Origin of the sequence: Paenilisteria portnoyi, from assembly GCF_014322795.1 — a bacterium.
Taxonomy (GTDB): domain Bacteria; phylum Bacillota; class Bacilli; order Lactobacillales; family Listeriaceae; genus Listeria_A; species Listeria_A portnoyi.
Genome location: NZ_JAASTT010000012.1, coordinates 67013 through 91926 on the forward strand (window position 1 = coordinate 67013; position 24914 = coordinate 91926).

Consider the following 24914-nt stretch of genomic DNA (forward strand, 5'->3'; position numbering starts at 1 on the left):
AAAAATATAAAAGCCTTTACATCGGAGCTTGCGAATTTGACTAGCCACATTCTTAGACGTAACGTTTCTAAAAGTGGTATAATGCTAGGGATATCACCGAAAAGGACTGATTATAAGTGGAAAAAGAAACGTTAGAGTTATTTAGAACATTGACGGAGTTGCCGGGTACTTCTGGAAATGAACGGTTTGTGAGAGATTTTGTGAGAAAAGAAATTACGCCTGTCTCGGATGAAGTGATTCAAGATGGTTTGGGCGGTATTTTTGGTGTGCGTCATGGTGTGGAAGATGGCCCGAGAATACTTGTTGCAGGGCACTTGGATGAGGTTGGTTTCATGGTTACGCGGATTACGGATAACGGGATGATTGCTTTCCAAACGCTTGGTGGCTGGAATCCGCAAGTCTTGCAAGCGCAACGTGTCCAATTGATTACGGCGAATGGCCCGGTTATCGGTGTGGTAGCCTCTGTTCCGCCACATTTGCTAACAGAAGCAGAACGTAGCAAGCCGACTGATCCGAAAAATCTGTTAATCGATATTGGTGCAGATGATCGTGAAGATGCGATTGCAATTGGCGTGAAACCTGGACAACAAATCGTTCCAGTTGCAGAATTCACACCGCTTGCTAATCCGAAAAAAATCATGGCAAAAGCATGGGATAACCGCTACGGCGTTGGTCTTGCGATTGAACTTTTAAAAGCGGTGAAGGACGATAAGTTGCCAAATACGCTGTTTGCAGGCGCGAATGTACAAGAAGAAGTTGGGCTTCGAGGTGCGGGCGTTAGTGCGCATATGATTCAGCCAGATATCTTCTTTGCGCTTGATGCGAGTCCGGCGAATGATACGACAGGTGATAAGACGCAGTTTGGGCAAATTGGGCAAGGTTTCTTAATGCGAGTTTTTGATCGGACGATGATTATGCATCGCGGTATGCGTGAATTCTTACTGGATACGGCGGAGTCCAACAAAATCCCCTACCAATATTTCATTTCGCCAGGTGGGACGGATGCTGGGAAAGTGCACACGTCTAATAGCGGGATTCCGAGCGCGGTTATCGGTGTTCCAGCGCGTTACATCCATTCTTCTAACTCGATTTTGCACGTGGATGATTATGCAGCGGCAAAAGAAATGATTACAACGATTGTTCGTACGCTTGATAAAACAACGTGGGAAACGATTCGTGACAATGCTTAAAAAGATATGGCGGCATCCTGTCATTTTGACGGGTAGCATCATGTTCTTCTCGGCGCTTGTTTTCTTGGTAGGGTACTTCTTGCGTATTCCTTATTTGAAAGAAACAGAGCTCGGGTGGATCCTGACAACGCTTATCGGTGGCGTGCTTGTTCTGGGATTCGGCTTTATGTGGTATTGGAAAGATCAAGTAAATGCGAAAAAGCACCTCCGTTAATGAGGTGCTTTTTCATGAAAAAACTAGGCAAAAATATAATCAATAATTTGTGCGGCTTGTTCAATCGTATCTACGGTGACATTTGCTTTCTCGGAGAGCTCTTTTAACGGATGGTGTAGCGATTCTGGTCGGATGATAATGGTTGGTTTGCCGAGCGTGATGGCTGTTGCTGCATCTGTGGCGGTGTTCCATTGTTTGAACTTCTCGCCAAATAAGGCAATCACTAAATCCGCTTTTTTCAAATGTAGTTCGGTGCGTAAGTTGTTGATTTTTGAGGCTTGTAAATCTTTGTAAATGGCGTTCGGCTGTTCTCCTAGAATTTGTTCGCCGATTGCGTCGGATAAATCGTGATTTTCTTGCGGTCCAGAAAAGTGGAAGTGAATTCCTGGTTTTTCTTTTAAATGAGCTCGCAATTGATCGCGCCAATCCGAATGAATTTCACCTGCTAAATAAATATGATAGTCCATCAAAAACGCCTCCTTTCTTGTTATGATAGAAGAAAATGCGGCAGGTAGCAACTTTTATGAGCGTAATTCTTTACTAATTTTCGCGGGGGCTTTAGGATTAGGTGAGTAGGAATAAGAAGGAGTCGAGTGCGTGATGAAACATTTGGAAACAGTAGAAGAATTTAATGAATTAAAAAATAATGGTAAAACGATTTTTATGTTTAGTGCGGATTGGTGTGGGGATTGTAAATTTATCGAGCCGGTGATGCCTGAAATTGAGGCGGAACACGATGATTTTACATTTTTGCATGTGGATCGCGACCAGTTTATCGACCTTTGCGCCGAGTTGGCGATTTTTGGTATTCCGAGTTTCTTGGCGTTTGAAGATGGCGAGGAAATTGGCCGTTTTGTCAGCAAGGATCGCAAAACGAAAGAAGAAATTACGGATTTTATTGATGCCTTATAAGGGAGAGGGGAGGGCAACGCGATGAAAATGACAACGATGAAGATGAAGGAAAGGCTTGAAAAAGAGCTTGCTGGCGCGGATCGGACGTTTCGTTATGACCGGGAGAAGGATACGCTAAAAGTGACGGAAGCGGGCAATTCGATTACGCTGTCTATACCACAAATTATTGCGAATTGGGAAGAACAGGCGGACGTGGCGGTTGAGAAAATCGTGTATTATGTCGAAGAAGGTCTAAAAGCATCGCAACACAAGATGGATATTCAGACGAGTTTGCCGTATGTTTATCCGGTTATTCGGGCGACATCGTTCCCTCAGAAAACAAAAGATGGGAAGGTGCTTTTGACAGAGCAACACACGGCGGAGACGGCGATTTTTTACGTGGTGGATGTTGGCGCTTCGTATCGCTTTATCGAGGAAGAAAGTTTGGAAAACACGGATGTGACGATAGACGATGTCAGGATTGCTGCGTTTGCAAACCTGCGTGCGCGGGTGACGCCAACGAAAAAAGATTCCGTGAGCGGTAATGATTATTATTTCGTGCGAACGAATGATGGGTATGATGCAAGTCGGATTTTGAATGAGCCATTTTTAGAGGAAATGCGCGCGCGTATCGAGGGTGAGATGGTGCTTGCTGTGCCGCATCAGGATGTGTTAATTATTGCGGATATTAGAAATAATACGGGCTATGACGTGTTGGCGCACATGACGATGCAGTTTTTTGCGGACGGCCTTGCGCCAATTACCTCTTTACCTCTCGTGTATAATGATGGTAAACTAGAACCGATCTTTATTATGGCCAAAAACAGACCAAAGGAGTAGTTAACGTGATTGTAAATGCATTTTATAACGAAAAAGGAGTAGGGGACACGCTTTTAGTCCACCTCAATGATGTAGAGAAAACAGATTTTGAATCAAAAGGAAATGTCACGCGTATTTTTGATGTGGAAACTGGCGAAACGGTTGCGATTAATATTTTCGAAGTATCGAAAAAGCGCACGTTTGATGCGAATGGTAAGGTTTCATTAACGCTTGAAGATGTAGCGTTTATCAACAAGGAGTTAGCGGATAATGGTTTTGACTTTGTGATTGAAGCGGACCTTTCGCCTAAATTCGTCGTTGGTTATGTGGCGTCGAAGGAAAAACACCCAAATGCGGACAAATTAAATGTATGCCAAGTCGATTTGGGAGATAAAACAGTGCAAATCGTATGTGGTGCGCCGAATGTTGATGCAGGACAAAAAGTAGTCGTTGCAAAAATTGGTGCGGTGATGCCAAGTGGTTTGATTATTAAACCATCGAACCTTCGTGGGGAAGACTCGTTCGGTATGATCTGTGCGGCGTGCGAGCTCGCGATACCGAACGCTCCGGAAGAAAAAGGAATTATGGTTCTGGACGCTGATTATGAGGTTGGCGCTGCATTTCCAGTTTCCTTCTAAATGTTGAATAAAACAGCTTTTTTAACGGAAAGCTGTTTTATTTTCGCTGTTAATCGTATACAATGATCGGTTTAATTGTTCTTTATTTTGAAATGAAACAGAATATAAGTTTAAGTTATACGCACGTTAATGCTTATATAAAGCCGTTTTTCACCGTTTTTCAATCTAATATCTTTTGTTTTGCACTTTCGTGATAGCTTTATCTAAATTTCTCTGTTAAAATCAGTTTAAGAAACAGTTAAAAAATATAATAGGTAGTGATAAGTAATGGGATGGTTCAAAGAATTTTTCTTCGCTGATCGAGATGCGGAGTATGAAGAAGTAGAGGTGGCTAAGCCGAAAAAAGAGGCAGAAACAGCGCCGCCAGTCCAATTAGCAACTGCAATTGAAGTAAAGAAACCGATAAATGTGCCACGTGGAAATACACAATCAACGAAACAAAAGCGCGAAATCCACGCTAACGTGATGTATCAATATCCAAAAGGGGAGTTCCGTTTTCCGCTCATTCCTGATGGACAAAAACAAACAGAAGTAAAACAAGCGTTACATAAAGTACCGATACCGCGCCAGACACCAAGAGTCCATTCGCCAAACACCGAGGCGCCAAAATTTGAGAAGAAACGACCGTTCAGACCGACAGATGTCCCTTCTCCAGTCTTTGCTTTCCAAAAAAGACCAAGTCGTTTTGAGTTTGATATCACAAAAGAACTAGAAACGAGTGATGTTGTTTATGATGAAATAGACGGCCTAGTAGCGGTTGCTGAATCGGTACAGGAAGAGACTGAATCTGAGTTTGTAGCGGATTTGGAGGTCGAAGAAGAACCTATTATTCCAGAGGTAGTAGCGATGGTTTCGCCTGTTGTGGAGGAAGAGGAAAGTTTGCAACAAGAGGAAGTTTCTACTATGCCGCAACGTATTGAACTCATTCACGAGGCACCGAAGTCTGAAAAGGTGGAAGAACCAGAACGTACGCCTCCGAAAACACGAATCCCTTTTAATGTGATGATGGTGAATCAAGATAAGCAACATGTTGAGCAGAAAAAAGAAGTTGTGGAAGAACCGGCGATAGTGGCAGTAAAAGAACCAGAAATAGCCTCTGTTTTCCCCACAGAACAACATCTGAGAGAAGACGCAAGTGGCTATTATTTCCCATCCCTAGATTTGCTAAAACCACCTGTCTTTGAAAATGAGGATGAAGAGTGGTTGGCGTTTCAAGAAGAACTTTTGAATGAGACGCTTGAGAACTTTAATGTATCTGCCAAGGTTGTTAATGTGACGCAGGGCCCAGCGGTGACGCGCTTTGAAGTACAGCCGGAAAAAGGCGTAAAGGTTAGCAAAATCACGAATTTGACGGATGACATCAAGCTTAGTCTTGCTGCAAAAGACATTCGAATCGAGGCGCCAATCCCAGGTAAAAGCACGATTGGCATTGAAATTCCGAATGAAACGAGCCGACCTGTGATGCTTTCGGAAATTATGAATAGTCAGGCATTCCAAACGAGTAGGTCTCCGTTAACAGCGGCGCTTGGACTCGATATTTCTGGTATGCCGATTGTGACGGATTTGCAAACGATGCCGCATGGATTAATCGCTGGAGCAACTGGTTCTGGTAAGAGTGTGTGCATTAATTCGCTGCTTATTAGTCTGCTCTATAAAGCTACGCCGGATGAGCTGAAATTGTTGCTTATCGATCCGAAAATGGTTGAACTTGCACCGTATAATCGTATTCCACATCTGGTCAGTCCTGTTATTACCGACGCCAAAGCAGCAACGGCCGCGCTAAAATGGGCGGTAGAAGAGATGGAACGCAGGTATCAGTTATTTTCGCATGCAGGTGTTCGGAATATGGAGAAATTTAACGAATATTCTTCCCACCCAGAACATTCCGGCGAAAAATTACCGTATATCCTGATTATTATCGATGAATTAGCTGATTTGATGATGGTTGCGCCAAATGATGTAGAGGAAGCGATTAGCCGCATTGCGCAAAAAGCCAGAGCTTGCGGGATTCATATGATTGTCGCGACGCAGAGGCCTTCTGTAGACGTTATTACGGGGCTCATCAAGGCAAATATCCCGACGCGTGTTTCGTTCTCTGTATCCTCGCAAATCGACTCCAGAACGATTATTGACACGGGTGGGGCCGAGAAGTTACTTGGAAAAGGGGACATGCTGTTCTTGCCAAGCGGATCTTCCAAACCTGTTCGCCTGCAAGGAACCTATGTTGGTGATCAAGAAATTGATGCTGTCATTGCTCATGTGCGCAATCAGGCAGAGCCGAACTATCTGTTTAAACAAGAGGAACTTTTAGAACGTGAAATTGCGAAAGAGGAAGAGGACGATCTGTTTGATGAAGCGTGCGATTTTGTACTGGCACAAAATGGTGCTTCTACATCGCTTTTGCAACGTCATTTCCGAATCGGTTATAATCGTGCCGCAAGATTGATGGAGGCGCTAGAAAAGCATAGCATAGTTTCAGAAACGAATGGATCTAAGCCTCGGGATGTTATTATTACCAGAGAACAATTAGAAAAGATACGTGATAATTAATACATCAGTAGTTCTATTAGCGTATAAAAAGCTACTTTGTTGCGTATAAAAGCGTCAAAACATAAGTCCTTGGATATAAATTTCCTACAAGGATTTCTTAATGGGCGAGAAAGTGCTATAATTACCTAGTGAGATTTTTCAGTTACAGCGTAGATGAACAGCAAACACACGTTTAAATTTGTAATACGAGAAGATGTCTAGAAATAATAAAAATAATGAAACTGCTTTTTTAGATCGGCAACACACTATTTTTTAGGCTACCTCTTCAAAGATTAAAATTCTGGGGGTTCAATTAATGACGACGTATCATTTTGTTGGGATTAAAGGGTCAGGTATGAGTGCACTGGCTCAAATTATGTTTGATAAAGGTTTCCGTGTGCAAGGAAGCGATGTTGAGAAGTACTTCTTTACACAAAAAGCACTAGAAGACAATGGTATTGAAATTTTACCGTTTTCCGAGGATAATATTCATGAAGGCTTAACGATCATTGCTGGTAACGCTTTTAAGGATGATCATCCAGAGATTAAGAAAGCGATGGACATGGATTTACCAGTTATTCGTTATCACAAATTTTTAGGACAATTAATTGATGGTTATACGAGTATTGCTGTTACTGGTTCGCACGGTAAGACATCGACGACTGGTCTCCTTTCTCATGTCTTGGAAGAGTTGCGCCCAACGTCTTATTTGATTGGCGATGGAACCGGAAAAGGTAACCCTGATGCTAAATATTTTGCGTTAGAGGCGTGTGAATATCAACGTCATTTCCTAGCGTATTCCCCAACATATGCTATTATGACGAACATTGATTGGGATCATCCCGACTATTTCAAGAGCGAGGATGACGTTTTCAGTGCGTTCGAATCATTCGGAAAACAAGTGAAAAAGGCTGTTTTTGCCTTGGGTGATGATAAGCAATTACGTCGTTTAGAGTTGGATGTCCCGATTGTTTACTTCGGTTTTGAAGACGGTAACGAGTTCCAAGCTAAAAATATTATTAAAGAGACGACTGGTTCGACGTTCGACGTGTATCATAACGGTGAATTATATGGCAATTTTGTCATTCCAACATATGGCGATCATAACGTACTTAATGCACTGAGTGTCATTGCGGTCAGCGCATACGAGAAAATTCCAGCGGCGGATGTAGCTAAAGAATTGCAGACATTTGAAGGTGTGAAGCGTCGTTTTAGTATTACGGAGAAAAAGGATCAGGTGTTGGTCGACGATTATGCGCACCATCCTTCTGAAATACGAGCAACTGTTAATGCGGCAAGACAGAAATATCCTGATCGCCAAGTTGTTGCGGTATTCCAACCACATACATTTACGCGAACACAAGCCTTTTTACAAGGTTTTGCGGATAGCTTGAACTTAGCCGACGAAGTGTATTTATGTGATATTTTCGGTTCTGCCCGCGAAAATCGTGGCACGCTAACGATTCAAGATTTAGCAGCGAAAACCAAAGGAAATCACGTGATTCAAGAACAACACACAGAAAGTTTACTAGCATATCCGAATGCAGTTATCCTCTTTATGGGAGCTGGAGATGTTCAAAAGTTCCAAGCAGCATATGAAGGTGTTCTTGACGCAGGTGTGGAATTAATGGAAGAAAAGCGAGCAGTAAATTAATAGACTAAATGAGAGCTGTAAATCAGGATTTTTCCTAGTTTGCAGTTCTTTTTTCTATGCATAAAAAAAGGAATCCCAATGCTGAAAACGGGATTCCTTTTTGGTGGTTAAATTAAGTTTTCTGGGTTTAATTTTTCAAGTTCTGGAATGACGAATCGGCCGTCTTTGCGAATGAGCACGTCATCAAAGTAAATTTCGCCGCCGCCGTATTCTGGACGTTGAATATTCACGAGATCCCAGTGAATGGCTGAATTATTGCCGTTGGGTGCTTCGTCGTAACATTGACCAGGAGTGAAATGGAAACTACCCTCGATTTTCTCGTCAAATAGGATATCTTGCATTGGCTCATGGATGAATGGGTTAACACCAATCGCGAATTCACCAATAAAGCGCGCACCTTCATCTGTATCCAAGATTTTATTTATACGTTCGGTGTCATTTGCAGTAGCCTTCACGATTTTTCCATTTTCAAAAGTAAAGGAAACATTTTCAAAAACGAAGCCTTGATAAGGAGACGGCGTGTTGTATGTGATGGTGCCATTGATAGAATCGCGCACAGGAGCCGTATAAACCTCGCCATCAGGAATATTTAATTGGCCGGCGCATTTGATTGCGGGAATGTCTTTGATCGAAAAACGCAGGTCTGTGCCTTCTCCGACAAGACGAACGCGATCGGTTTGATTCATCAGCGTTACGAGGCTTTCCATTGCCTCGCCCATTTTACTATAGTCAAGTGTGCAGACTTGGAAATAGAAGTCTTCGAAGCCAACCGTGCTCATTCCAGACAATTGAGCCATGGAAGCGCTTGGATAACGCAAAACGACCCATTTCGTTTGTTTTACGCGGATACTCGTATGCATTTTTCCGACTGTTTCGCCATTGATTTTTAGTTTTTCGGCAGGGACATCTGATAATTCGTTGATGTTGTTACCTGCACGCAAGCCGATATACGCATCCATTTCTTTCATAACATTACCCTCAAATTCAGCAATTTTCGCATATTGTTCTGAATTCGCGCCCAGCATCATTTCCCGGTCAATTTGCGGTTCTTTCAAGGATACGAACGGAAAACCACCAGCTTTATAGGCCTCAGCTACAAGCGATGTGACCAATTCCTTTTGTACGCCGAAGTTTTCGATAAGTACTTTTTCGCCTGGTTGTAGGCTTACAGAATAGTTGATTAAGTTATAGGCTAGTTTTTCAATACGCGGATCTTTCAAGAAAATCACTCCATTTCATTTTTTCAGCCGTTTCGCGGCACCCCTTTAGTTTACTCCAAATCGGCCAAATATGCTTCCAAAAAGAATTTATCTGTCGACTGCTACGCTTTTTCGCTTTCCTTTTTCGCATAATATTGCTAAAATGAAGACAGCCCGTTCTTTAAAAATGGTCGTTTTACATAGACGCATTAGGGGTAAAGTGTCAGATATATGTGGAGGTGTAGAGAAGGTGGAAATAATTTTATACATTGCGGCTCTAGTTGCTGCAATCGCGCTACTTGTCATTGCGGTTTATCTGGGCATGACGCTCAAATCAACTTCAAAAACAATGGATGAAGTAGCTAAATCACTTGAAGAAATGACAGGTGAAGTCAAAGGAATTACGGATCAGGCCGAGAAATTAATGAGCAAGACAAACGATCTTCTCGAAGATATCAACGGCAAAGTTGCAAAAGTAGATCCGGTATTCGACGCTGTTGGAGACATCGGCGTATCGCTTCTTGGACTAAGTCAGTCTGTTCGTGAATTAGCAACGCTTGCGACGAATAAAGTCCATACAAATGAGACGAAAATCGTACAAGCCGTATCATTTAGTAACTCTATTTTATCATTCCGTGATAAGATGAAAGCGAGTAAAGCTGCTAAACAAGCTGCGGCGGAAGCGAAAGAAGAAACAATCACTTTATAAAATGAAGTTGGAGGGAAAATATATGTCTGGAAAAGATGGAATTAACGTAAAAGATTTTCTAATCGGAGGTTTAATCGGAGGTATCGTAGGTTCAGTAACGGCACTACTTTTAGCTCCAAAATCAGGTAAAGAACTACGCGGTGACTTAAACGAGCACGTAGATGTGATGAAAGAAAAAGGATCACAATGGAAAGACGTTGCTTACGAAAAAGGCATCGAAATTGGTAATGTAGCCAAAGATAAAAAAGATGCTCTTGTGGATTCTGCATCAGGTTTTGTTGGTGTGGTAAAAGATAAGTCAGGTCAACTGTATGAAACAGTTTCTAAACAGACAAAAACTGTAAAAGAAACAGCTTCTGCAGGCCTTGAAGCAACTAAACAAGCGGCACAAAAAGCAGGCGAAACGTTCAAATCCGAAGCAAAAGAAGCGGGCGATGACGTGAAGCATGCGGCTGACAAATCAAAAGAAGAAGTGAAAGATGCTTCGAAAACAGCGAAAGATAAAACAGAGAAAATTGTTGATGACGCGAAAAAAGAATTGAAAAAATAAATTAGGGGTTATAAATGAGGTGTGAGAACACTTTGTTTATAACCTTTTTTATTATTAGCCCTAGACTTATGGAAAATTAGCTTGCAATTGTCTCGGTGAAATGTTAGGATTAAGCTATACTATTCGCTTTAACACTTAAAAGCGCTTAAGTGAAAAAGCGGCATGGTGACAAATGAATCATTTTCATCTATAATGATACAATATACTGTACAACTATATACAGGGAAATTGGAGAGGTGGCAAAATCATGGGAAATCCAAATTTAGAAGAATTACGAGCACAAGTTGATAGCTTAAACATCGAGGTTTTAGAGGCTATTAATAAACGGGCGAATTTAGTACAAGAAATCGGAAAAATTAAGGGGATGCAAGGTGTTATTCGTTTTGATCCAGTTCGCGAACGTCAAATGTTAAACGCGATTACAGATGCGAATGAAGGCCCTTTTGAAGATAGCACGATTGAGAAATTATTTAAAGAAATTTTTAAAGCTGGGTTGGAGTTACAAGAAGATGACAACTCGAAGGCTTTACTCGTTTCCCGTAAAAATAAAAAAGAAGACACTATTGTGAATGTAAATGGCGTGCCAATCGGAAACGGTGTACCAACATTTGTATTTGGTCCGTGTTCTGTGGAATCCTATGATCAAGTAGCTACTGTTGCTGGCGCTGTTCGTGATAAAGGTCTGAAATTACTTCGCGGTGGCGCTTTTAAACCACGTACTAGCCCGTATGATTTCCAAGGTCTTGGCGTCGAAGGTCTACAAATTCTGAAACGTGTAGCCGACGAGTTCGGTCTTGGCGTTATTAGCGAAATCGTGACACCTCGCGATATTGAAGTGGCGCTCGATCATATCGATGTAATCCAAATCGGTGCACGTAACATGCAGAACTTCGAACTTTTAAAAGCGGTTGGACAAGTAGATAAGCCAATCCTTCTAAAACGTGGTTTATCTGCGACGATTGAAGAGTTTGTTGGTGCGGCGGAGTACATCATGGCGCAAGGTAACGATCAAATTATTCTTTGTGAACGCGGTATCCGCACGTATGAAAAAGCAACACGGAATACATTAGATATTTCTGCTGTTCCAATTTTGAAACAAGAAACGCATTTACCAGTTATGGTTGATGTGACGCATTCTACAGGGCGCAAAGATTTACTACTTCCATGTGCAAAAGCAGCACTCGCGATTGGCGCAGACGGCGTTATGGCTGAAGTGCATCCAGATCCAGCAGTAGCTTTGTCTGATTCTGCGCAACAAATGGATCTGAAAGAGTTCGATGCTTTCTGGGAAGAGATTCTGAAATCGAAGTTAGTCCCATCCAACATCCAATAGGTCGTCAGCGTGGCGACAAACGATCATTTTCGTCGTTAAAAGCTCTGTTCCAGTGCTCACATACTTTAGTACGTTCCGCGCTGGTACTCGCTTTTGCCTAGAAACTAATCATTTGTCGCCACGCTGAGGTTTGGTGGGGAGTCGGATTTTCAGTTAAGCATATGCAGAGAGTGGTTAGGAAATGATTTCCTAACCACTTTTTTACGTTTGGAAACTGGATGATAGTAGGAGAGTATATATTTTTTGTAAGGGAATACATTGGCTTTGCAAGGGGATTCTTCGCTTTTTTTGGTTAAATAATCAAAGGAAACGCTTTCTTCTGAATTTTTAGTAATGTAAATAATAAGTGAAAACAATTGCATAACGAAAAAAACTATCGTATTATTAAGTGTAGGCACGATTGTGTACGTTTACAATGGTTACATATGGCTAACTGTTAAAATAAATGAATCTGGAGAGTGAAATGAATGAATATAACAATTTATGATGTAGCGCGTGAGGCAAATGTTTCGATGGCGACAGTTTCTCGTGTTGTCAATGGGAATCCGAATGTAAAACCGGTGACTAGAAAGAAAGTGTTAGATGTTATTAAACAGTTGGGATATCGTCCAAATGCGGTGGCTAGAGGGTTGGCTAGTAAGAAGACAACAACGGTTGGTGTGATGATTCCTGATATTTCGAATGTATTTTATGCAGAATTGGCGCGTGGGATTGAAGATATCGCAACAATGTATAAGTATAATATTATTTTGAGTAATTCAGATGAGAATGAAGATAAGGAATTGCAAGTTTTGAATACGCTACTTGGTAAGCAAGTCGATGGTATTATCTACATGGGTGAGCGCATTTCTGAGCAGTTACAAGAAGAATTTGATCGTTCGCCGGCGCCAGTTGTTTTGGCGGGTTCTGTAGATGCTGCAAACAAGATTGCATCGGTAAACATCGATTATAAACAAGCAAGCTATGAGGCTGTATCACGCTTCACGAAGAACGGACATAAAAAAGTGGCATTCATCAGTGGTTCGTTAGATGAGCCGGTAAACAGTGAGCTGAAATTAGGCGGATACCGTGAGGCGCTTAAAGAAGCCAAGATTAAATTTAACGAAGACTACGTGTTGGAAGCGGCTTATAATTATGAAGCTGGTGTCAAAGCTTGGGCGCAGTTAAGCAGTTTGAAAGCAACGCCTGATGCGATTTATGTGGCGGATGACGAGCTTGCGATGGGTGTCTTGAATGCCGCGCTTGATGCTGGTGTGAAAGTGCCAGAAGAGCTTGAAATCGTGACTTCTAATAATACGAAATTGACATTGATGGCACGTCCGCAATTGTCAACGGTGGTTCAACCACTTTACGATATCGGTGCAGTAGCGATGCGTTTGTTAACAAAATTAATGGCAAACGAAGAAGTAGAAGAAAAAACAGTCATCTTACCACATAGCGAAAAAATGCGCGGAACAACGCGGTAATTTTAAGGAGAGTCGGGCAGTATAGAAATAGATTTGCTCGGCTTTTTTAATATTGTTTCTTGACATCTGTTTTAGGCTATGTTAAAAATAGAAGTACAATATCATATCGAAAAGCTATGAACGGACGAAGTAGTCGCTTATCCCTGTGGAATAGAGAGCTGGTGGTCGCTGCAAACCAGTACAAATAAGGCGGACGAATTACATCCTGGAGCACATTTGCATTTGCAAACGGTTTTTGCCGTTATCTTAATGAAGCGAGGAAGATTTTTTCCTAAGTTGGGTGGTACCACGTATATTTTGCGTCCCTTCGTCAATAGACGGAAGGGATTTTTTTGTTTTGCGAGAAATTTTATAAACGAAAAGGAGAGAATGAAATGAATATTATTGATGAATTAGAATGGCGTGGCGCGATATATCAACAAACCGATGAAGCAGGACTTCGTGAATTAACCGAGAAGGAATCGATTTCTTTATACTGTGGTATCGATCCGACGGGAGATTCGATGCATATTGGGCATTTGATTCCATTTATGATTTTGCGTCGTTTTCAAAATAAAGGGCATCGTCCAATTATTTTAGTTGGTGGCGCGACAGGATCGATTGGCGATCCGAGTGGTAAAAAGGAAGAGCGTCAATTACAATCGATTGAACAAGTGAATAAAAACGTGGAAAGCCTGCGTGGTCAGCTAGAAACGATTTTTGATTTTGCGGGTGATCATGGTGCCATTATGGTGAATAACTACGATTGGACGAAGGATTTGACGGTGCTTGATTTCCTGCGTGATTTTGGTAAAAACTTCAATGTCAACACGATGCTAGCGAAGGATATCGTGGCGAATCGTCTAGAAGTGGGGATTTCATTCACGGAGTTTTCATACCAAATTTTGCAAGCGATGGATTACAATGAGTTGTATGAAAATCATAATTGCCGGTTGCAGATTGGCGGTAGTGATCAGTGGGGAAATATCACGGCGGGGCTTGATTTGATTCGTAAAAAACAAGGTGAGGGCTCAAAAGCGTTTGGTTTAACCATTCCGTTGCTAACAAAAGCAGATGGTACGAAATTTGGTAAAACGGAAGGTGGCGCGATTTGGTTGAATCCGGAGAAGACGACGCCGTACGAGTTTTACCAGTTCTGGATTAACACGGATGATCGCGATGTTGTGAAATACTTGAAATACTTCACGTTCTTAGATCAAGGTGAAATCAGTGATCTGGAAGCAGCGGTCAAATTGGAACCACATCGTCGTGCGGCACAGCGTTCTTTAGCGGCTGAGATGACGCGTTTCATTCATGGACAAGAGGCATTAGATCAGGCGATTAAGATTTCGGAAGCTTTATTTAGTGGCGATGTGAAAGTGCTGACGGCCGATGAGATTGAGCAAGGATTTAAAGATGTTCCAACATTCGAGGCAGGGCAAGAAGAGAAGTTGCTTGTAGACTGGCTTGTCGATCTTGGTATTGAGCCGTCGAAACGCCAATCACGCGAGGATATTGGGAATGGCGCGATTTATATCAATGGCGAGCGTGTGCAAGATCTGGAGAAAGTCGTGACAAAAGCGGATCGTGTGGAAGATCGTTTTACCATTGTTCGTCGCGGTAAGAAAAAATATTTCTTGGTGCGCTATGTCTGAGGAGTTACGCTTAATAGCAATGCCGAAAGAACATTTTTCTGATTTTGCGGAATCACTTAGTGTTGGTTATGCAAAAGATCAAGCGGATGCAGGAATTTGGCCACGCGATGAGGCGTTGTTTAAGGCAAGAATGACAACGATGGAACTGCTTCCTGATGGCGTTGCGACAAAGGATCATTTTCTTTGGGAGGTAATGCAGGGGAAGGATTTTGTTGGGACGTTGTGGGTTTTTCAAGAAGGGAAAACGTATTTTATCTATGATATTCTGATTTTCGAAGCGTTTCAAAATAAAGGTCTCGGAAGTGATTTGCTAGTTTTACTTGAGGAAAATGCAAAAAAACGAGGAATTACGGAGATATCACTGCATGCCTTTGCGCATAATAAGCGGGCGGTTCACGTGTATAAAAAGATGGGCTTTGAAGTGGTAGATATTACGATGAGAAAATACGTATGAAAAGAAGCTCTGGCATATCTATGTCAGGGCTTTTTTGGTGATAAAAACCCCTCTGATACAGTTGGTATCAGAGGGGTTTGAATGATTACCGTGAATAAAACTCTACGATAAATGCTTCGTTGATTTCAGCATGTAGTTCTGAACGTTCTGGCAGGCGGCTTAATGTACCTGTCAGTTTTTCAGCATCGAAAGTTAGGTATTCAGGCACGAATGCCGCAACGTCTAAGCTTTCAGCGATTGCTGATAATTTAAGAGATTTTTCGCGAACACTGATTACTTGACCAGGTGATACTTGGTAAGAAGGGATGTCTACGCGTTTTGAATCTACTAAAATGTGACCGTGGTTTACTAATTGACGTGCTGCACGACGAGTGCGCGCAAGACCTAAGCGGTATACCACGTTGTCAAGGCGTTGTTCTAGTAAAATCATGAAGTTCTCACCGTGTTTACCTTGTAATTTGCCAGCTTTTACGAACGTGTTTTTGAATTGACGTTCAGTTAAGCCGTACATGTGACGTAATTTTTGTTTCTCTGCTTGTTGTAAACCGTACTCAGAGATTTTCTTGCGTTGTGTCGGACCGTGTTGCCCTGGAGCGTACGGACGACGTTCTAATTCTTTACCTGTTCCTGAAAGTGATAATCCCAAACGACGGGAAATCTTCCAGCTTGGACCTGTATAACGAGCCATTGATTGACTCCTCCTTTAAATTTGTTTTAGCATAAAACAAACAAGTGTGACCAACCAAATACGTGCAGTTTATCTTCATGTATCTTCGCCCTTGCAGCAGCAGGTTACAGGATACACCACGAAAAAAATCGGGGATAAACAACGGTCATATTCATCATCACTCAAGCTGCATTTTACACGCTTTCTAGTATAGTATAGTTTACCTACTCTTGTCAAACATTATTGTATGGAGGCTTTTAGAATAGTGACTACTTGTTCTAAGTAATGTTGGTCTGTTTCGTCAAATCGGTTTAGGGAAGGGCTGTCGACGTCTAAAACGCCAAGCAGTTTCCCGTTATGAACAATTGGGATAACAATTTCGGAATTGGATGCTGCATCACACGCGATGTGTCCAGGAAAGTCGTGGACGTTTTGAACAAGATAGGTTTTCTGTTCGGAGGCAGCTGATCCGCATACGCCACGACCAAGTGGGATACGGATACATGCAGGCAAGCCTTGGAACGGGCCAAGGACAAGTTGATTGCTCTCTTCTTCGTATAAATAAAAGCCGACCCAATTAATGTCGGTTAGCGCTTGGTTTAACAGGGCGGAGATATTGCTGATGTTGGCTAGGAAATTAGGTTCCCCAGCGATCATTGCCTCGACTTGTTTGACGCATAGTTGATAGTTTTCTGCTTTTGTTCCAGTGAATTTTGGAATTTCGATCATTTTTTTCACCACTTTTTCATAATTTTTGATTTTAAATAAGGCAAATACAGCGGAATCGTGTTAGAATAGTGTATGTGTATAATGAATTAGTATAGCATGGATTTAGCATTTGTACTTAATGAAGTGATTTAAAAAATAGAGATAATGGGATATTAGGAGGAAATGACATGTTTGTTTGGTATTTAGTTGGCTTTGTGGTCATTGTAGCCGTTGTTTTTGCGGTTGGATACATAATGAAGAAAAAGCATTATCAGCGAATTAACGCGCTTGAGGAGCAGAAGATAGAATTGATGGAGCGTCCAGTGATTGATGAACTCACGAAGGTGAAGAAGTTGAGGTTGACTGGGCAGACGGAGGATTTGTTTGAATCTTGGCGTGATTCGTGGGATGATATTGCGACGAAGTTATTCCCTAACTTGGAAGAGTATATTCTTGGCGCGGAGCAACATACGGATCGTTATCAATTCCGCCAAGCAACGCAGATGGAAAACCAGGTCGAACAGGTGATTCACGAAATCGATACACAAATGAAGCAAATTTTGCGAGGATTGAAGGAATTGCTTGCTAGTGAAGAACGCAATGCGCAAGATATTCGGTTGGCGAAGGATAAATTCACGACGTTGCGCCGTGAGGTTTTGAGTAATGGCTATAAGCTTGGTGACGCGTTACATAGCGTGGAAGGCGAGCTGGATCAGATTGCGGAGAATTTGAATCGGTTTGATATGCTGACGGATCAGGGGGATTATTTGGAGGCACGGGAAACGGTGTTGAATGTCCAACATGACCTGGAGAAATTAGGCGCGAAATTGGAAAAGGTTCCTGTTTTGTTGCGTGAGAGTGACGTTATTTTACCGGATGAAATGAGCAAATTGCAAGCGGGTTATGATGAAATGGCGCAACAAGGCTATTATTTAGAGCAATTGCAATTGGCTGCGGAATTGGATCGTATGAGTAGCCGAGTGACGGATTTGAAAGGTAAGATTGTGGCAGGGGAACTAGAAGTCGCGGAAAGTGGTGTGGCGGAACTGCACACGGAAATCAACCTATTTTACGATACATTGGAGCATGAGGTGGAGGCGCGCCATTTTGTGAAGGAAAATCGCATTGTGGTGGAAGCGAAACTGGAGAAGCAACTGGACGTTTCAGATGCCCTAGCAGAGCAAATCAAAGAAGTGAAACAAACGTATCATGTGACGGAAGAGGATTTAGCGAGCTATTTGAAAATTGCAAGCCAGTTAGAGGGTCAAAAAGAACAATTAGCGACTGTTACGGAACGACTTTCTGAGGTCAAAATTGCGTACTCAGCGGCTGAGGATGCGTTGAAGGAGATCAATGCTGTTGTGTCGACGATTTCCTTAGAGCAAGATGCGTTTGCGGAAGAATTGCGTTCGCTACGAAAAGATGAGCTAGAGGCACGTGAGGATGCGGATAGAATGCGCCGGGCGATTCTGAATTTGAACCGTAGATTGGATCGTGAGCGTCTGCCTGGTAAGCCAGAGGACTATTTGGCACTATGTGAGCACATGGAGGCGTCGATTTCCAAGCTAGAGCAGAAATTGGAAGAGAAACCGCTGAATATGAAATCGGTGAACCACGAGTGGCAAGTAGCGCAAGAGGATTTAGAGCATCTGACTGAAAAAGCGGATGAAATGATTGAGAATGCGCATTTAGTGGAGCACGTGATTCAATATGCGAACCGTTATCGTTTGCAGACGCCGGATTTGGCAATCGCTTTGCGCCAGGCAGAAGACCATTTTTATGATGATTATCAATACAAGAAAGCGCTGGAACTTGCGGTAACGGCTTTAGAAAAAGTGGAGCCGAGCGCGTTTAAAAAGATTGAGAAAGCGTATGAAATGAAGATAAATGTGGATGAAGTAGAGGAATAATGAAGTGGGAAATGTCGTCTTATCCGAGTAAGTAGGATGGGGCGGTTTTTCTTTGTTCACGGCTGGATTTTTTTCGAAAGGGGCGCGCGCATTTGGCGATTCTGTGATAGAATAATGAATGAGAATTAATTCATGGGGGCTTTTTGGATGATTTATTTTGATAATAGTGCGACGACAAAGCCGCTGGATGCTTGTGTAGAGACATATGCAAAAGTAGCGACGAACTATTTTGCGAATCCGTCTTCGCTTCATGGCTACGGTGCGAAAGTTAGTGAATTGCACGAACAGGCTCGGCTTCTTGTTGCTGGAATGCTTGGAACGTTACCTGAGGAAATTATTTTTACTTCTGGTGGGACGGAAAGTAATAATATGGCGATTAAGGGCGTGGCGGGGTTTTATCGTAATCGCGGACAGCATGTGATTACAACGGCCATCGAACATCCCTCGGTGCAAAATACAATGCATAGCTTAGAGGCACAAGGGTTTGAAATTACACGGTTGCCGGTCGATGCAGCGGGTGTTGTTTCTGTGGAGGATTTGAAAAGTGCGCTGCGTGAAGATACAATTTTAGTGTCGGTGATGCACGTGAATAATGAAGTTGGCTCTGTGCAACCGATTCAGGCGATTGCGGATGTGTTGAAGGCGCGACCGCAGACGTTTTTTCATGTGGATTATGTGCAAGGATTGACGAAGGTAACACTGGATGTTGCGGGCGTTGACTTGGTGAGTATTTCAGGGCATAAGATACATGGCTTGAATGGGACTGGTGTTTTAATAAAGAAGAAACACGTTTCGTTGATGCCGCTTTTGGACGGTGGTGGCCAGGAATTTGGTCTGCGAAACGGAACGGAGAATACGGCTGGTGTGGTGGCTTTTGCGAAGGCTTTGCGGATTGGGTTGGAAGAACAGAAAGCGCATGTTGCTAATTTAGAAGCGATTCGTGACTACTTGCTGGACGCGCTCGGGAATATTCCAGAGGTTTCGATTCATACGGATAAAAACCAGGCGGCACCGCATATTTGTTGTTTTTCAGTCGTTGGACATCGTGGGGAAATTTTGGTGCATGCTTTGGAGAAATATGAGATTTATGTTTCGACGACGAGTGCGTGTTCTTCGCGTGCCAAGCTTGCTAGCAGTACATTGAAGGCGATGCGGGTGACGGATGAAGAGGCTGTGGGCGCGATTCGCGTGAGCTTGTCTTACCAGAATACGATGGCTGAGGCAGAACGTTTTATGGAAGCGATACAAGAGATTATCAAAAATTTGAATGAAGTGGTGAAATGATGAAATATGATCGTATAGTCGTTCGGTACGGCGAATTATCAACAAAAGGTCGGAACCGGAAACAGTTTATTAAAAAGTTAGCGCATAATGTGAAGCGTGCAATTGCGGATTTTCCAGAGGTGAAAGTGTTTGGAGAGCGTGATCGGATGTATTTGCTATTGAATGGGGCAGATGATCAAGTTATTTTAGAGCGTTTGCGTCCGATTTTCGGGATTCAGTCGTTTAGTCCGGCGGTTCGAGTGCCTCAGGATTTGGAGGAGATGAAGCAAGCTGGATTGTCGCTTGTTCGCGCGATGCATCAAGCGGGCGGGAGTTTTAAAGTGAATGCGCGTCGTGCGGATCGTTCGTTTGAGCTGGATACGAATGGGATTAACCACGAGCTTGGCGGGTTTATTTTGCAGAATATCGATGACTTGCATGTCGATGTGAAAAATCCGGATGTGAAGCTACTTGTGGATGTTCGCAGCGAAGGCATTTTCCTGTCGTGTCAGACGATTCAAGGCGCGGGGGGGTTGCCGGTGAGTTCTTCTGGTCGCGCGATGCTGATGCTTTCTGGCGGGATTGATAGTCCTGTGGCGGGGTATTTGGCGATGAAGCGTGGTGTGGAGATTGAGGCGGTGCATTTCCATAGTCCGCCGTATACGAGTGAGCGCGCGAAGCAGAAAGCTGTTGATTTAGCTGGGAAATTAGCGCAGTATAGTGGACAGGTGCAGATGCATGTCGTGCCGTTTACCGCGATTCAAGAAATGATTAAAAAGCAGATTCCAGAAGGCTTCACGATGACGGTAACGCGTAGGATGATGTTGCGGATTACGGATGAGCTGCGCAGGCGCCGGGAAGGTTTGGCGATTGTGAATGGTGAGAGTTTAGGCCAAGTGGCGAGTCAGACATTGGAGAGTATGCTTGCAATTAATGCCGTGACGACAACACCGATTATTCGTCCTGTTGTATCGATGGATAAAAATGAGATTATCGAGATTGCCCAGGCGATTGATACGTATGATATTTCGGTGCAACCGTTCGAGGATTGTTGCACGATTTTCACGCCGCCATCTCCGAAAACGCGTCCTAAATTAGATAAAGTGGAGCGTTACGAGAGTTTTATTGATTTTGAGGCGATGGTGCAAGAAGCGGTGAATGCGACGGAGATCTTTTCGGTGGAAGTCGCCGATGGGAATAAAGTGCAGGATGAATTTTCAGACCTGTTTTAAATGGAGAGACGATGCCCGATTTTGAGGTGTCGTTTTTTTGTAATATTTCAGACATGTTTTCTCTATTGCTGGCAGGGTAAAAATAAATATAGCCAAGTCAGCGCTTGTGAACATGATCGTTGGCTTGAAATTGAAGGAGGAATGAATATTATGGTAGACGATAAAGGTAAGAAGGATCAATTAAAAGGTGATGTTAAAGAAAAGACAGGGAAATTGACAGGCGATAAAGAGAAGCAGACAGAGGGCTTTGCGGAGAAAACGAAGGGCAAAGTGAAGGAAGCCGCGTCGGATGCAAAGGACGCGACTGAAGGCTTGAAAAAAGGTATGAAAAAGGAATCGGATAAAGAGAAATAACGGATATTAATATGGAAAAGTCGTTCTTATGAGCGGCTTTTTTTGATGACAACTAACGCATAATAATTTCAGTCTGCGAGAAGGGAGGCTCTTATGGATATGATGAACTTAGGAATATTTAAAGTACTGATTGGCAGTTTTTTTGATGTCATAGGCTATCTTCGTATCTTGGTGTAGCGCTGAGTAAGATTGAATTTGATTTTTTTAAGCTAGTATGAGTGTGTAAAAAAATGCCGTGAGTAATTTAGACACTATTTCTCCATTATTTATAAAAAAATTCATTAATTATACACATAAAGAAGAAGTTTTCGTAGTATAATTAAAAATGTAGTAATAATTCAAAAAAATTATACAGTGGATTGATTTCCAAGCTGATTTTTAGGAGATTGAACATTTCTATACATAATAAGATTTCAAAAGTTCTAATCTATATTGATGATACCCATGGTGGGGTATGAGGAAATTTTGTTAGATATAGACTTAAGCAGGACGGGTTGGTAGGTGTAGCAATATGGGATTAGAGTGGATGGAATGGCTAGCAGTCCCGGGTACATAAGATAGAGAGCCTACTTAATTGTTCTATGAGAGGAATCCGTAGTAGGGTTGTAACATAGATTCTCCTACTGAGTAGAGTGAATGAAGCTACTTTCTTCGGATTTCGCCTTATTTTAATTTATTGAAGATTCTCAATTTTTTTTTGCGTATTAAGTATTATTATGATGCACTACCTATTCGTGAATATAGAAGGGAGTGAGTGAAATGATAAATGATAAATGAAAAAGATATGGAGCTAGAAACTCTATTAGCAGAAGCCAACTTGGAGATTATTGATTTAGATCAAACAACGGAATTACCATGAACGGCTGCATCAAGCGGTAGTGGTAACACTTGCTCAACATGTGGCCCATCATCATCATGTATTTAGTTTGGTGTTAGGTAAAAAGGTCAGATGATATATTTCTAACTTTTGCACCTAAGTTTATTAGGAGGAATAGAATGATTAAATTATCAGATGTATCAAAAAAATTCGGTAAAAAAGAGGTAATCAATCATCTTAGTGTTGAGATTAATGATGGAGAAAAAATTTTTATTACTGGGAAAAATGGTTCTGGCAAAACTACTTTACTTAACTTGATTTTGGGATTTGAAAAGAGCAGTCAAGGAGAAATTTTGCTAGATTATTTACCTCAAGATGTTCAAATTATTTTTCAAAATCAGCAAAGAGATCAATATTTTTCAATAAAAGAAGATTTATATTTAGAAACAATTTTGCATGGAACAAATGATTTTCAGGTATTTATGCCATTTTTAAACGTAGATGATATGTCTAAACGATTAATGAAGCTTTCTGGAGGAGAATGGCAAAAACTGCAGGTAATCAAAGCAATTTCTTCTCAGCCTAAGTTATTGATTACAGATGAAATTACAACAGGATTGGATTATGAATCGCGGAATTTGGTCTATGAGTTACTTCAAGAATATTTTTCTGAAAATGAAGTTACATATATTTCAGTAAGTCACTATATTGAAGAAATTAATAAATTCGCAGATAAAGTTCTTTATTTAAAAGATGGTAAATCAATTCTCTATGATAATACGAACAGAGACTTTACATATGAGGAGGAAATACAATGATTACTAATATTTGGGGTTTTTGTTTACTTTATGCACGTAGGACAATAAAAATACCTATGATTCCCATTTTTTTATTCATTTTTCCGATAGTTATTTTAGTAGCAATCTTGCTAAAACAGCAAGGGACTCTAGATACTCATACGTATGAAGCTGTGGCACATCAATTAATTGGAGGATTATCCATTGTTTGCATCCTAGTGGTGACGATTGTAAATGTTCCAATTGTTATAGTAAATGCTAAGATGACAAGCCTATTCAAACGGTTGAAATTTTCGAAAGTTACTCAAAAAGAATATTTTTTAGCACTGTATATATCAAATTTACTGTTTGCTCTAGTTGCAGAAATATTTTTATTAGTAGAAAGTATTTTTATATTTGATGTATCTTTTTCAGCTAACCAGCTAATAGGAATTATCTTACCATTTTTATTGGTGTATACTTTCTATTTTATATTCGGAGTAGCTATTGCTGGATTTTGTAATAACTTAGAACAAAATCAAGTAGTCATTTTGCCAATTTATTTTGGATTACTACTTCTATCAGGTTCATTCATACCATTTGATTCACTACCTAGTAATATTGCTAATTATTTAGTGGATTTCAACCCGTTTTATCTCTTTACTCAAGTATTAAATAGTGCACATGCAAAAATGAATTATTTTACAGATATCAGAACGTATATAATTATTGTCATCGCCTTTGTGTGTATTTTACTAATTAGACGGCAATATCGGAGAGGGTAGAGGATGAATATTTTTATTTACTCGGGAAACCCCAGAAACGAAGAAGCATTAACACATTCGTATATCCAAGAGCTTATAAGACAAATTAAATCTAAGGCGGATTTAATTATATTAGCTTCTCCAGTTTTTGCACAAGCTGTTTCTACGGATATGAAAATTTTTGTTGAACGTATTAGTCATTTTGCGCATGATAATGGCAAGTTTACGTTTGAAAACAGTAAAGCCCAGAAGGGCTAACGCCACTTTTAATTTTCGTGTCCTATAGTTTTTACGGCTTTTATCAAATTATTCGACAACTGCTTTTTCTAACGCTACCTCTGATTTTTTCGGTCTTGCTTGATAATAATAGCTGCTCCTCGAGACACCTAAAATACGGCACATCGCTGCTATTGGATATTTGTGTTTATTTTGTTGGATTACTTGAATTTTCGTCCGAATATCAGCGCCGCTTGCTTTAAAATATCATTTTCCATCTCTAATTGTGTATTTCGTTTGCGCAGTTCTTTTTGTTCGGATGTCAGATTATCTTTTGCCTTAAAAGAACCAGTTGCTCGACTTTGACGTATCCAATTATCAAGTACCGAAGGCGTTAAATCATATTCCTCAATAATGACTTTACGAGGCTTTCCTGACTCATATAATGCCACCATTTGTTTCTTGAATTCGGGTGTGAACGTTCGTTTTACTCTTTTTGTCATTCCCTATTCCTCCAGTGTGCTTTTCTTTTATTGTACACACCTTATTTTTTCTGTCCAGTTTAGTATAACCTATCCAGGTGTTGTCAAAGAGGTAGAGTATATTCAGGAATTTGACCGGTATGGAGGAGTGAAATTAGGATATCCGAACAATGAGGAAACAATTTTATATAGTGCTAGGATTTCTTACCATTCATGTAATTTTAGTTCTTCTATATGATTCTGAGCCGTTAACTAATTCGTTGGATCTTAGTGTCTGTTAAGTAAGGTAAAAGAGAGAATAAAGGCTGTATATAAGGGAAAGAAGAACGGTGTGAAAAAGAAATCGGAAAACACGTATAAGGATGGAATGATATGCTCCCTATAGAGTAGACAATGGAAAAAACAAAAATTCCAAATCTACTTTATAAGGGAGTTTTTTGTATGT

The 24914-nt window shown here is 41.3% G+C and carries 24 protein-coding genes, 1 pseudogene and 1 other annotated feature; of the genes and pseudogenes, 20 read left to right on the forward strand and 5 right to left on the reverse strand.

Features of this window, described 5'->3' with window-relative positions:
• Positions 1 to 116: 116 nt before the first annotated feature.
• Positions 117 to 1190 (forward strand): M42 family metallopeptidase, encoded by a 1074-nt coding sequence (locus HCJ66_RS09670; protein ID WP_187132933.1) that lies wholly within the window; start codon positions 117 to 119, stop codon positions 1188 to 1190.
• Positions 1183 to 1404 (forward strand): hypothetical protein, encoded by a 222-nt coding sequence (locus tag HCJ66_RS09675; protein WP_187132956.1) that lies wholly within the window; start codon positions 1183 to 1185, stop codon positions 1402 to 1404. Before HCJ66_RS09670 ends, HCJ66_RS09675 begins: the two co-directional genes overlap by 8 nt.
• A gap of 23 nt (positions 1405 to 1427) precedes the next feature.
• Here the strand turns inward: HCJ66_RS09675 and HCJ66_RS09680 are convergent, their stop codons facing one another.
• Positions 1428 to 1871 (reverse strand): YtoQ family protein, encoded by a 444-nt coding sequence (locus tag HCJ66_RS09680; protein WP_187132934.1) that lies wholly within the window; start codon positions 1869 to 1871, stop codon positions 1428 to 1430.
• Positions 1872 to 2004: 133 nt separating this feature from the next.
• Between HCJ66_RS09680 and HCJ66_RS09685 the strand changes: the two genes are divergently transcribed.
• The 5 genes from HCJ66_RS09685 to murC all read left to right on the forward strand — a co-directional run bounded on the left by HCJ66_RS09685 (position 2005) and on the right by murC (position 7935).
• Positions 2005 to 2316, forward strand: a complete 312-nt coding sequence (locus tag HCJ66_RS09685) for a thioredoxin family protein (RefSeq protein WP_187132935.1) — start codon at positions 2005 to 2007, stop codon at positions 2314 to 2316.
• A gap of 21 nt (positions 2317 to 2337) precedes the next feature.
• Positions 2338 to 3135, forward strand: coding sequence for a DUF1444 domain-containing protein (locus tag HCJ66_RS09690; RefSeq protein ID WP_187132936.1), 798 nt, complete (start codon positions 2338 to 2340; stop codon positions 3133 to 3135).
• A 5-nt stretch (positions 3136 to 3140) separates the two neighbouring features.
• Positions 3141 to 3752: a YtpR family tRNA-binding protein gene (ytpR, locus tag HCJ66_RS09695; protein WP_187132937.1), complete on the forward strand. Its 612-nt coding sequence runs from the start codon at positions 3141 to 3143 to the stop codon at positions 3750 to 3752.
• Between the two features lie 267 nt (positions 3753 to 4019).
• Entirely contained in the window at positions 4020 to 6302 is a 2283-nt protein-coding gene (locus HCJ66_RS09700; protein WP_187132938.1) for a DNA translocase FtsK, read from the forward strand.
• 295 nt (positions 6303 to 6597) lie between these two features.
• Positions 6598 to 7935, forward strand: coding sequence for a UDP-N-acetylmuramate--L-alanine ligase (gene murC, locus HCJ66_RS09705; protein ID WP_187132939.1), 1338 nt, complete (start codon positions 6598 to 6600; stop codon positions 7933 to 7935).
• Between the two features lie 107 nt (positions 7936 to 8042).
• Here the strand turns inward: murC and HCJ66_RS09710 are convergent, their stop codons facing one another.
• Positions 8043 to 9155, reverse strand: a complete 1113-nt coding sequence (locus tag HCJ66_RS09710; RefSeq protein ID WP_187132940.1) for an aminopeptidase — start codon at positions 9153 to 9155, stop codon at positions 8043 to 8045.
• 229 nt (positions 9156 to 9384) lie between these two features.
• On the opposite strand from HCJ66_RS09710, the gene HCJ66_RS09715 reads away from it, so the two are divergent.
• The 6 genes from HCJ66_RS09715 to HCJ66_RS09740 all read left to right on the forward strand — a co-directional run bounded on the left by HCJ66_RS09715 (position 9385) and on the right by HCJ66_RS09740 (position 15280).
• Positions 9385 to 9843, forward strand: a complete 459-nt coding sequence (locus HCJ66_RS09715) for a DUF948 domain-containing protein (protein WP_187132941.1) — start codon at positions 9385 to 9387, stop codon at positions 9841 to 9843.
• A 22-nt stretch (positions 9844 to 9865) separates the two neighbouring features.
• Positions 9866 to 10393 (forward strand): YtxH domain-containing protein, encoded by a 528-nt coding sequence (locus HCJ66_RS09720; RefSeq protein WP_187132942.1) that lies wholly within the window; start codon positions 9866 to 9868, stop codon positions 10391 to 10393.
• Between the two features lie 247 nt (positions 10394 to 10640).
• On the forward strand, positions 10641 to 11726 hold the full coding sequence (locus HCJ66_RS09725; protein WP_187132943.1) for a bifunctional 3-deoxy-7-phosphoheptulonate synthase/chorismate mutase: 1086 nt from the start codon (positions 10641 to 10643) through the stop codon (positions 11724 to 11726).
• Positions 11727 to 12193: 467 nt separating this feature from the next.
• A complete protein-coding gene (gene ccpA / locus HCJ66_RS09730; protein WP_036072480.1) occupies positions 12194 to 13192 on the forward strand; it encodes a catabolite control protein A in 999 nt (332 codons plus the stop codon).
• Positions 13193 to 13299: 107 nt separating this feature from the next.
• Positions 13300 to 13502, forward strand: a binding site (T-box leader).
• A 64-nt stretch (positions 13503 to 13566) separates the two neighbouring features.
• On the forward strand, positions 13567 to 14826 hold the full coding sequence (gene tyrS, locus HCJ66_RS09735) for a tyrosine--tRNA ligase (RefSeq protein WP_187132944.1): 1260 nt from the start codon (positions 13567 to 13569) through the stop codon (positions 14824 to 14826).
• Positions 14827 to 14845: 19 nt separating this feature from the next.
• Positions 14846 to 15280: a GNAT family N-acetyltransferase gene (locus HCJ66_RS09740; RefSeq protein ID WP_187132945.1), complete on the forward strand. Its 435-nt coding sequence runs from the start codon at positions 14846 to 14848 to the stop codon at positions 15278 to 15280.
• Positions 15281 to 15365: 85 nt separating this feature from the next.
• On the opposite strand, the gene rpsD is transcribed toward HCJ66_RS09740, so the two are convergent.
• Entirely contained in the window at positions 15366 to 15968 is a 603-nt protein-coding gene (gene rpsD / locus HCJ66_RS09745; RefSeq protein ID WP_036072475.1) for a 30S ribosomal protein S4, read from the reverse strand.
• 219 nt (positions 15969 to 16187) lie between these two features.
• The gene (locus tag HCJ66_RS09750) at positions 16188 to 16676 is read right to left on the reverse strand and encodes a GAF domain-containing protein (protein ID WP_187132946.1); all 489 of its coding nucleotides are present in this window, start codon (positions 16674 to 16676) and stop codon (positions 16188 to 16190) included.
• A 167-nt stretch (positions 16677 to 16843) separates the two neighbouring features.
• Here HCJ66_RS09750 and HCJ66_RS09755 point away from each other — a divergent pair, with 167 nt between their 5' ends.
• The 7 genes from HCJ66_RS09755 (at position 16844) to HCJ66_RS09785 (ending at position 24029) form a co-directional block, all read left to right on the forward strand.
• A complete protein-coding gene (locus HCJ66_RS09755; protein ID WP_187132947.1) occupies positions 16844 to 18565 on the forward strand; it encodes a septation ring formation regulator EzrA in 1722 nt (573 codons plus the stop codon).
• A gap of 147 nt (positions 18566 to 18712) precedes the next feature.
• On the forward strand, positions 18713 to 19849 hold the full coding sequence (locus HCJ66_RS09760) for a cysteine desulfurase family protein (protein ID WP_187132948.1): 1137 nt from the start codon (positions 18713 to 18715) through the stop codon (positions 19847 to 19849).
• Positions 19849 to 21060, forward strand: coding sequence for a tRNA uracil 4-sulfurtransferase ThiI (thiI, locus tag HCJ66_RS09765; protein ID WP_187132957.1), 1212 nt, complete (start codon positions 19849 to 19851; stop codon positions 21058 to 21060). Before HCJ66_RS09760 ends, thiI begins: the two co-directional genes overlap by 1 nt.
• Positions 21061 to 21210: 150 nt before the next feature.
• Complete coding sequence (locus HCJ66_RS09770) at positions 21211 to 21414, forward strand: CsbD family protein (protein ID WP_187132949.1); 204 nt, start codon at positions 21211 to 21213, stop codon at positions 21412 to 21414.
• 996 nt (positions 21415 to 22410) lie between these two features.
• Complete coding sequence (locus HCJ66_RS09775; protein WP_187132950.1) at positions 22411 to 23049, forward strand: ATP-binding cassette domain-containing protein; 639 nt, start codon at positions 22411 to 22413, stop codon at positions 23047 to 23049.
• Positions 23046 to 23792: an ABC transporter permease gene (locus HCJ66_RS09780; RefSeq protein ID WP_187132951.1), complete on the forward strand. Its 747-nt coding sequence runs from the start codon at positions 23046 to 23048 to the stop codon at positions 23790 to 23792. Before HCJ66_RS09775 ends, HCJ66_RS09780 begins: the two co-directional genes overlap by 4 nt.
• Before the next feature lie 3 nt (positions 23793 to 23795).
• A complete protein-coding gene (locus HCJ66_RS09785; protein ID WP_187132952.1) occupies positions 23796 to 24029 on the forward strand; it encodes a flavodoxin family protein in 234 nt (77 codons plus the stop codon).
• Here the strand turns inward: HCJ66_RS09785 and HCJ66_RS09790 are convergent.
• Positions 23973 to 24490 (reverse strand): annotated as a pseudogene (locus tag HCJ66_RS09790) (transposase); the annotation flags it as partial. The gene HCJ66_RS09785 and the pseudogene HCJ66_RS09790 overlap by 57 nt on opposite strands.
• Positions 24491 to 24914 lie beyond the last annotated feature (424 nt).

What these genes read in the sequence shown, in the direction of transcription:
- HCJ66_RS09675 (WP_187132956.1), top strand. Translation starts at nt 1,183, where the DNA reads ATGCTTAAAAAGATATGGCGGCATCCTGTCATTTTGACGGGTAGCATC.
- HCJ66_RS09680 (WP_187132934.1), bottom strand. Translation starts at nt 1,871, where the DNA reads ATGGACTATCATATTTATTTAGCAGGTGAAATTCATTCGGATTGGCGC.
- HCJ66_RS09685 (WP_187132935.1), top strand. Translation starts at nt 2,005, where the DNA reads ATGAAACATTTGGAAACAGTAGAAGAATTTAATGAATTAAAAAATAAT.
- HCJ66_RS09690 (WP_187132936.1), top strand. Translation starts at nt 2,338, where the DNA reads ATGAAAATGACAACGATGAAGATGAAGGAAAGGCTTGAAAAAGAGCTT.
- HCJ66_RS09700 (WP_187132938.1), top strand. Translation starts at nt 4,020, where the DNA reads ATGGGATGGTTCAAAGAATTTTTCTTCGCTGATCGAGATGCGGAGTAT.
- murC (WP_187132939.1), top strand. Translation starts at nt 6,598, where the DNA reads ATGACGACGTATCATTTTGTTGGGATTAAAGGGTCAGGTATGAGTGCA.
- HCJ66_RS09720 (WP_187132942.1), top strand. Translation starts at nt 9,866, where the DNA reads ATGTCTGGAAAAGATGGAATTAACGTAAAAGATTTTCTAATCGGAGGT.
- HCJ66_RS09725 (WP_187132943.1), top strand. Translation starts at nt 10,641, where the DNA reads ATGGGAAATCCAAATTTAGAAGAATTACGAGCACAAGTTGATAGCTTA.
- ccpA (WP_036072480.1), top strand. Translation starts at nt 12,194, where the DNA reads ATGAATATAACAATTTATGATGTAGCGCGTGAGGCAAATGTTTCGATG.
- tyrS (WP_187132944.1), top strand. Translation starts at nt 13,567, where the DNA reads ATGAATATTATTGATGAATTAGAATGGCGTGGCGCGATATATCAACAA.
- HCJ66_RS09740 (WP_187132945.1), top strand. Translation starts at nt 14,846, where the DNA reads ATGCCGAAAGAACATTTTTCTGATTTTGCGGAATCACTTAGTGTTGGT.
- rpsD (WP_036072475.1), bottom strand. Translation starts at nt 15,968, where the DNA reads ATGGCTCGTTATACAGGTCCAAGCTGGAAGATTTCCCGTCGTTTGGGA.
- HCJ66_RS09750 (WP_187132946.1), bottom strand. Translation starts at nt 16,676, where the DNA reads ATGATCGAAATTCCAAAATTCACTGGAACAAAAGCAGAAAACTATCAA.
- HCJ66_RS09755 (WP_187132947.1), top strand. Translation starts at nt 16,844, where the DNA reads ATGTTTGTTTGGTATTTAGTTGGCTTTGTGGTCATTGTAGCCGTTGTT.
- HCJ66_RS09760 (WP_187132948.1), top strand. Translation starts at nt 18,713, where the DNA reads ATGATTTATTTTGATAATAGTGCGACGACAAAGCCGCTGGATGCTTGT.
- thiI (WP_187132957.1), top strand. Translation starts at nt 19,849, where the DNA reads ATGAAATATGATCGTATAGTCGTTCGGTACGGCGAATTATCAACAAAA.
- HCJ66_RS09770 (WP_187132949.1), top strand. Translation starts at nt 21,211, where the DNA reads ATGGTAGACGATAAAGGTAAGAAGGATCAATTAAAAGGTGATGTTAAA.
- HCJ66_RS09775 (WP_187132950.1), top strand. Translation starts at nt 22,411, where the DNA reads ATGATTAAATTATCAGATGTATCAAAAAAATTCGGTAAAAAAGAGGTA.
- HCJ66_RS09780 (WP_187132951.1), top strand. Translation starts at nt 23,046, where the DNA reads ATGATTACTAATATTTGGGGTTTTTGTTTACTTTATGCACGTAGGACA.
- HCJ66_RS09785 (WP_187132952.1), top strand. Translation starts at nt 23,796, where the DNA reads ATGAATATTTTTATTTACTCGGGAAACCCCAGAAACGAAGAAGCATTA.